The organism is Faecalibacterium longum, from assembly GCF_040094125.1.
In the GTDB taxonomy this organism is placed as follows: domain Bacteria; phylum Bacillota; class Clostridia; order Oscillospirales; family Ruminococcaceae; genus Faecalibacterium; species Faecalibacterium longum.
The window spans coordinates 1-4,404 of sequence record NZ_JBBNIH010000102.1 but is presented as its reverse complement, the minus strand read 5'-3'; the positions used below and the strand labels follow the sequence as shown (position 1 = coordinate 4,404).

The window sequence follows — 4,404 nt, the reverse complement described above, 5'->3', positions numbered from 1 at the left end:
GTGGAGAATAGCGGGATCGAACCGCTGACCTCTTGCATGCCATGCAAGCGCTCTCCCAGCTGAGCTAATCCCCCATAGCCTGTGTCGTTCCTGACGACGTGTGTTATTATACCAGCTGAAAGGAGAGTTGTCAACAGCTTTTTTCAAATTCGTGCAAAAAAGTCCCGCCGGGTGCATTTCTGCCTCCGGCGGGACTTGCGTCCAGGAGAACTCAGGCTTTGGTGTACTGACGGTCGAAGATCTGGGGTGCTGCCTTGATGAGCAGCACAGCGCCCACCACAGTGATGAGCGTCTCCGGCAGCATGTAGCTGGCGTTGTACACGAGGCTGTAGGTCCAGGCGCTCAGACCCTCATTCAGGTTGCCCCAGACGAGGACGCCGGACAGGAAGCTGCACATGAAGCGCAGGAAGCCTGCGATGGCCGTACCGACGGCCACGCCGACCATCCGGTTCTTGAAGGGGCGGGCGAAGAACTCTGCGGTACCCAGAGCCATAAAGGCCACCAGATAGTCCAGCAGGATCTCACCGAGGAAGTAGATAAAGGTGGGCGTCGGGGGAGCCCAGAAGCCCAGCAGCATCTGCAGGCAGCCGTTCACCAGACCGGTGAACAGACCCCACTTGACGCCGTGGCGGAAGGAGACGAGCACGAAGGGCAGCATACTCAGCAGGGTGACGCTGCCGCCGTTGGGCATGGTGAAGATCTTGATGTTGGCCAGCACAGTGCCGATAGCCACCATCAGAGCGCACTCCACCAGCACCCGGGTCTTGGAGTAGGATTTCGACATGAGGATTCCTCTTCTCATAATAATAGTACACAAAAACAAAAATACGCCTGCTTTTGCTGGCAGGCGCACGGGCTGTTTGTGAAAATCGGGACCTTTCCGCAAACTACCTACGCCGGCATTACCCGGATCAGGTTCAAGGGTCTCTGCTTCCAGCAGATCTCAGCCTCACGGCGCCCCTGTTTTCATGTCCGCTTTCAGTATAGCCGCTCTCCGCCAAAAGTCAAGCCCCCGGCGGTATATCGGCCCGCCGGGTCACATATTCTGGAACAAGCACACTTTGGCGGGAGGGAGCAGTCATGAAAGGTGATCCGGAACAGCGGGCGCTGCTGCTGGGAGAGTACATCGTGGAGCATGGGGCCACCGTGCGGGCGGCGGCGCGGGCCTTCGGCTGCAGCAAGTCCACCGTACACAAAGACGTGTCGGTGCGGCTGCGGACGGTAGGCCCTGAGCTGTTCCGGCAGGTGCAGATGGTGCTGGCCCGGAACAAGGCCGAGCGCCATCTGCGGGGCGGCGCGGCCACCCGGGAAAAATACCACAAGCCTCGTTAGCGGAAAGCGGCGGTGTCCAGGCACCGCCGCTTTGTCATGTCATCTGGTGGAACTGCTCCAGCGCCGCCTTTTCCAGTCGGCTCACCTGTGCCTGGCTGATGCCGATCTCCCGGGCTACCTCCATCTGGGTCTTGCCTTTGAGGTAGCGCAGTTCCATGATGCGCTTTTCGCGCGGGGTGAGGCCCGCCACGGTCTGGCGAAACTGTAGGCCGCTGATCCAGCTGTCCTCGCCGTCGGGGTCACGCACCTGGTCGATGACGTACACCGCATCGCCGCCGTCGGCGTAGACCGGTTCCTCAAGACTCAGCGGCTCCACCACCGATTCCAGCGCCGCCGACACCTCGCGGCGGGACAGACCGGTCTTCTGGGCGATCTCGTCCACAGTGGGTTCACGGCCCAGCTGCTTTTCCAGTTCCTCGCGGGACTGCATAGCCCGGTAGGCCGTGTCCCGGAGGCTGCGGCTCACCCGCAGGGCGTTGTTGTCCCGCAGGAACCGCCGTATCTCGCCGATGATCATCGGCACACCGTAGGTGGAGAACCGCACCTGCTGGGCCGGGTCGAAGTTGTCGATGGCCTTGATGAGCCCGATGCACCCCACCTGAAACAGGTCGTCCATGTTCTCGCCCCGCTGCGAAAAGCGCTGCACCACGCTGAGCACCAGCCGCAGGTTGCCCTCTATCATGCTCTGGCGGGCCTCTTTGTCCCCGGCCCGCGCCCGGGTGAGCAGGTCGCGTTTCTCCTGCTCGGACAGTATCGGCAGTTCGGCGGTGTTCACGCCGCACAGCTCAACCTTGTTGTACATCCCCTACCCTCCGGTTTCGTTTCAATTTCACCGGAAGTATGGCCGCAGGGGCAGGATAACATTCATTCCAAATTCAGGGGGCTACTCCCCCAGCTGTTCCCTCAGCTGCCGTATGATCCTTTTCTCCAGCCTCGAAATATAGCTCTGGCTGATGCCGATGGCGTCTGCCACCTCCTTCTGGGTCCGCTCCACGCCGTCCAGCAGGCCGAAGCGCAGCTCCATGATCTGCCGCTCCCGGGGCGAGAGCTGCTCCACCGACCGGCGGAGGCTGGCCCGCTCGGCGTCCTGTTCGAGACGCTGGCCCACCTGATTCTCCTCGCTGCTCAGCACGTCCGACAGCAGCAGCTCGTTGCCGTCGCCGTCGATGTTCAGCGGCTCGTCGATGCTGGCCTCCTGCCGCCGGTTGGAGCTTTTGCGCAGATACATCAGGATCTCGTTGCCGATGCAGCGGCTGGCGTAAGTCGCCAGCTTGATGCTCCGCTCGGGCGTGAAGGTGTTCACAGCCTTGATGAGCCCGATGGTGCCGATGGACACCATGTCCTCCGAGGGGACACCGCTGCCCTCGTATTTCTTCGCAATGTACACCACCAGCCGCAGGTTATGGGTGATGAGCTCATCCCGGGCGGCGGAGTCTCCGTCGGCCATCCGGGCCAGAAGGGCTTTCTCCTCTTCCGGAGTCAGGGGCGGCGGCAGACCCGGCCCGCCATTCAGATAATGTACTCCGCCCGTCCAGCTCAGTCTGGCCCAGAGGCGCTGCAAAAGATTTACAAATCGTTGAAACACAGGTGCATTCCTCCCACTGTATTGTCATTTACCCAGCAGCGCCGCCGTTTCCGCGCTGACGAGAGCCGTCCATCCGCCCGGCGGAGGCGGCATATCGCAAAACGCTGCGTATATTCCATCCTGTTTTCTACCGTTTGACACAAGCGCGGCAGGCAGGGCGGGCAGCAGACAGTGTCCCGCGACGGTCTGACAGGGTACGAACCGCACGCCCCACTCCGGGCGAGGCTCTGCGCCGACGCCCGCGAGGCAGGCGTCCAGATATGCCCTCACCCCGGCGGGCAGAGGCACGGCATCCAGCCGCACCAGCACCACCGCCCGGCCCGAAAGCGGCTCCTGCAGATGGAAGCCGGTGTCGCAGAAGACGCTCAGCGGGACGGCCTGCCCGGCCACCGACAGCTCCGCCCCAAAGCAGGCCGGGCCGCTGCGGCCCAGAACGTGCAGCACCCCCTCTACCACGCCGCAGACCCCCGCTGTGGACGCCAGCAGCAGCCCCGGCGACACCGGCAGATAGAAGCTGAGGTTGTTGCAGGCCGCACCGGGCAGGAAAAGCGCCCCCGTGAGGGTCAGATTGAGCAGGACGAACCACGCCGTGAGCCGGGCGGTGTTCCGCGCCCCCTGCCAGCCGTAGGCAGCGGCTACGCAGAGGGCGGCGGACGTACCTTTATAAGTAAGGGCCAGCGGCCAGGGGGCGGTGGGGGCCAGCAGGGCCAGCGACGACACTGCCGCCGCTCCCGCGCCGCCCACCAGCCGCAGCGGCGAACAGCACGCCCCGCACAGCAGCCCCGCCGCCAGCAGGAACGCCGCCCCCACCACGAAATTCACCAGAAGAAGCACATCAAGATAGATGACCGTCCGCACAAGCCCCACCCCCTCTTTCTAGGGTAGCAGAGGGGCGGGAGAAAAAGGGTCGAACCCTCTCAGGCGCTTTTTTTGCAAAAACCCCTTGCAAACTTCCCCGAGATGCGGTATAATACATCTCGCGGCAAGTCCGCTGGAAATTGAATATCTGCCTCTTTAGCTCAGTCGGTTAGAGCACCTGACTGTTAATCAGGGTGTCGCCTGTTCGAGTCAGGCAAGAGGCGCTTTTTACGGCGAAGAGTTTTCTTCGCCGTTTTTTTGTGTGCTGTGTGTAACCAAACTGTAGCCTTTTTCACATTATTTTCAAAAATTAAAGGTAAATTAAAAAATGTCCTCTTGAAGAAATGGCGTATTTGTGTTACACTACATCCAAGCTGTAATGGTATTTTTGGAGATTCTGGCGTTTTTCCCCCAGCGTTTTTTGGCTCTGAGGGGCGGCGGCAGAGTGATTTACACGCATTTTTTCTACTTTTCTGCCCGTTTTGGCTGTTTTTCCGGCCATTTAGCCTTGTGGCAGGGGGGAAAGTATGGTAAAATAGTGTAAAGATGCCAAAATGGCAGCTTACTTAACTCGTGATGTTGCCGAGTGCGCACTCGGTTGCATAGGTTTTCCCGGTTGCGCAACCGGG

The 4,404-nt window shown here is 61.0% G+C and carries 5 protein-coding genes, 2 tRNA genes and 1 riboswitch; of the genes, 2 read left to right on the top strand and 5 right to left on the bottom strand.

Features of this window, described 5'->3' with window-relative positions; translation table 11 throughout:
- Position 1: 1 nt before the first annotated feature.
- Positions 2–74 (bottom strand) — tRNA-Ala (locus AAAU26_RS03550).
- 137 nt (positions 75–211) lie between these two features.
- Positions 212–784, bottom strand: coding sequence for an energy-coupled thiamine transporter ThiT (gene thiT / locus AAAU26_RS03545; protein ID WP_149794192.1), 573 nt, complete (start codon positions 782–784; stop codon positions 212–214).
- 87 nt (positions 785–871) lie between these two features.
- A riboswitch (TPP riboswitch) is annotated at positions 872–972 on the bottom strand.
- A 108-nt stretch (positions 973–1,080) separates the two neighbouring features.
- Here thiT and AAAU26_RS03540 point away from each other — a divergent pair.
- Entirely contained in the window at positions 1,081–1,332 is a 252-nt protein-coding gene (locus AAAU26_RS03540; RefSeq protein ID WP_015565655.1) for a sporulation transcriptional regulator SpoIIID, read from the top strand.
- 34 nt (positions 1,333–1,366) lie between these two features.
- Here the strand turns inward: AAAU26_RS03540 and sigG are convergent, their stop codons facing one another.
- The 3 genes from sigG to AAAU26_RS03525 form a co-directional block, all read right to left on the bottom strand.
- On the bottom strand, positions 1,367–2,134 hold the full coding sequence (sigG, locus tag AAAU26_RS03535) for an RNA polymerase sporulation sigma factor SigG (RefSeq protein WP_158396595.1): 768 nt from the start codon (positions 2,132–2,134) through the stop codon (positions 1,367–1,369).
- An 81-nt stretch (positions 2,135–2,215) separates the two neighbouring features.
- Entirely contained in the window at positions 2,216–2,917 is a 702-nt protein-coding gene (gene sigK / locus AAAU26_RS03530; RefSeq protein WP_227619353.1) for an RNA polymerase sporulation sigma factor SigK, read from the bottom strand.
- A gap of 24 nt (positions 2,918–2,941) precedes the next feature.
- Positions 2,942–3,775, bottom strand: a complete 834-nt coding sequence (locus tag AAAU26_RS03525) for a sigma-E processing peptidase SpoIIGA (protein WP_227619354.1) — start codon at positions 3,773–3,775, stop codon at positions 2,942–2,944.
- A 150-nt stretch (positions 3,776–3,925) separates the two neighbouring features.
- Between AAAU26_RS03525 and AAAU26_RS03520 the strand changes: the two genes are divergently transcribed.
- Positions 3,926–3,999: transfer RNA gene (locus tag AAAU26_RS03520), tRNA-Asn, on the top strand.
- Positions 4,000–4,404 lie beyond the last annotated feature (405 nt).

What these genes read in the sequence shown, in the direction of transcription:
- sigG (WP_158396595.1), bottom strand. Translation starts at nt 2,134, where the DNA reads ATGTACAACAAGGTTGAGCTGTGCGGCGTGAACACCGCCGAACTGCCG.
- thiT (WP_149794192.1), bottom strand. Translation starts at nt 784, where the DNA reads ATGTCGAAATCCTACTCCAAGACCCGGGTGCTGGTGGAGTGCGCTCTG.
- AAAU26_RS03540 (WP_015565655.1), top strand. Translation starts at nt 1,081, where the DNA reads ATGAAAGGTGATCCGGAACAGCGGGCGCTGCTGCTGGGAGAGTACATC.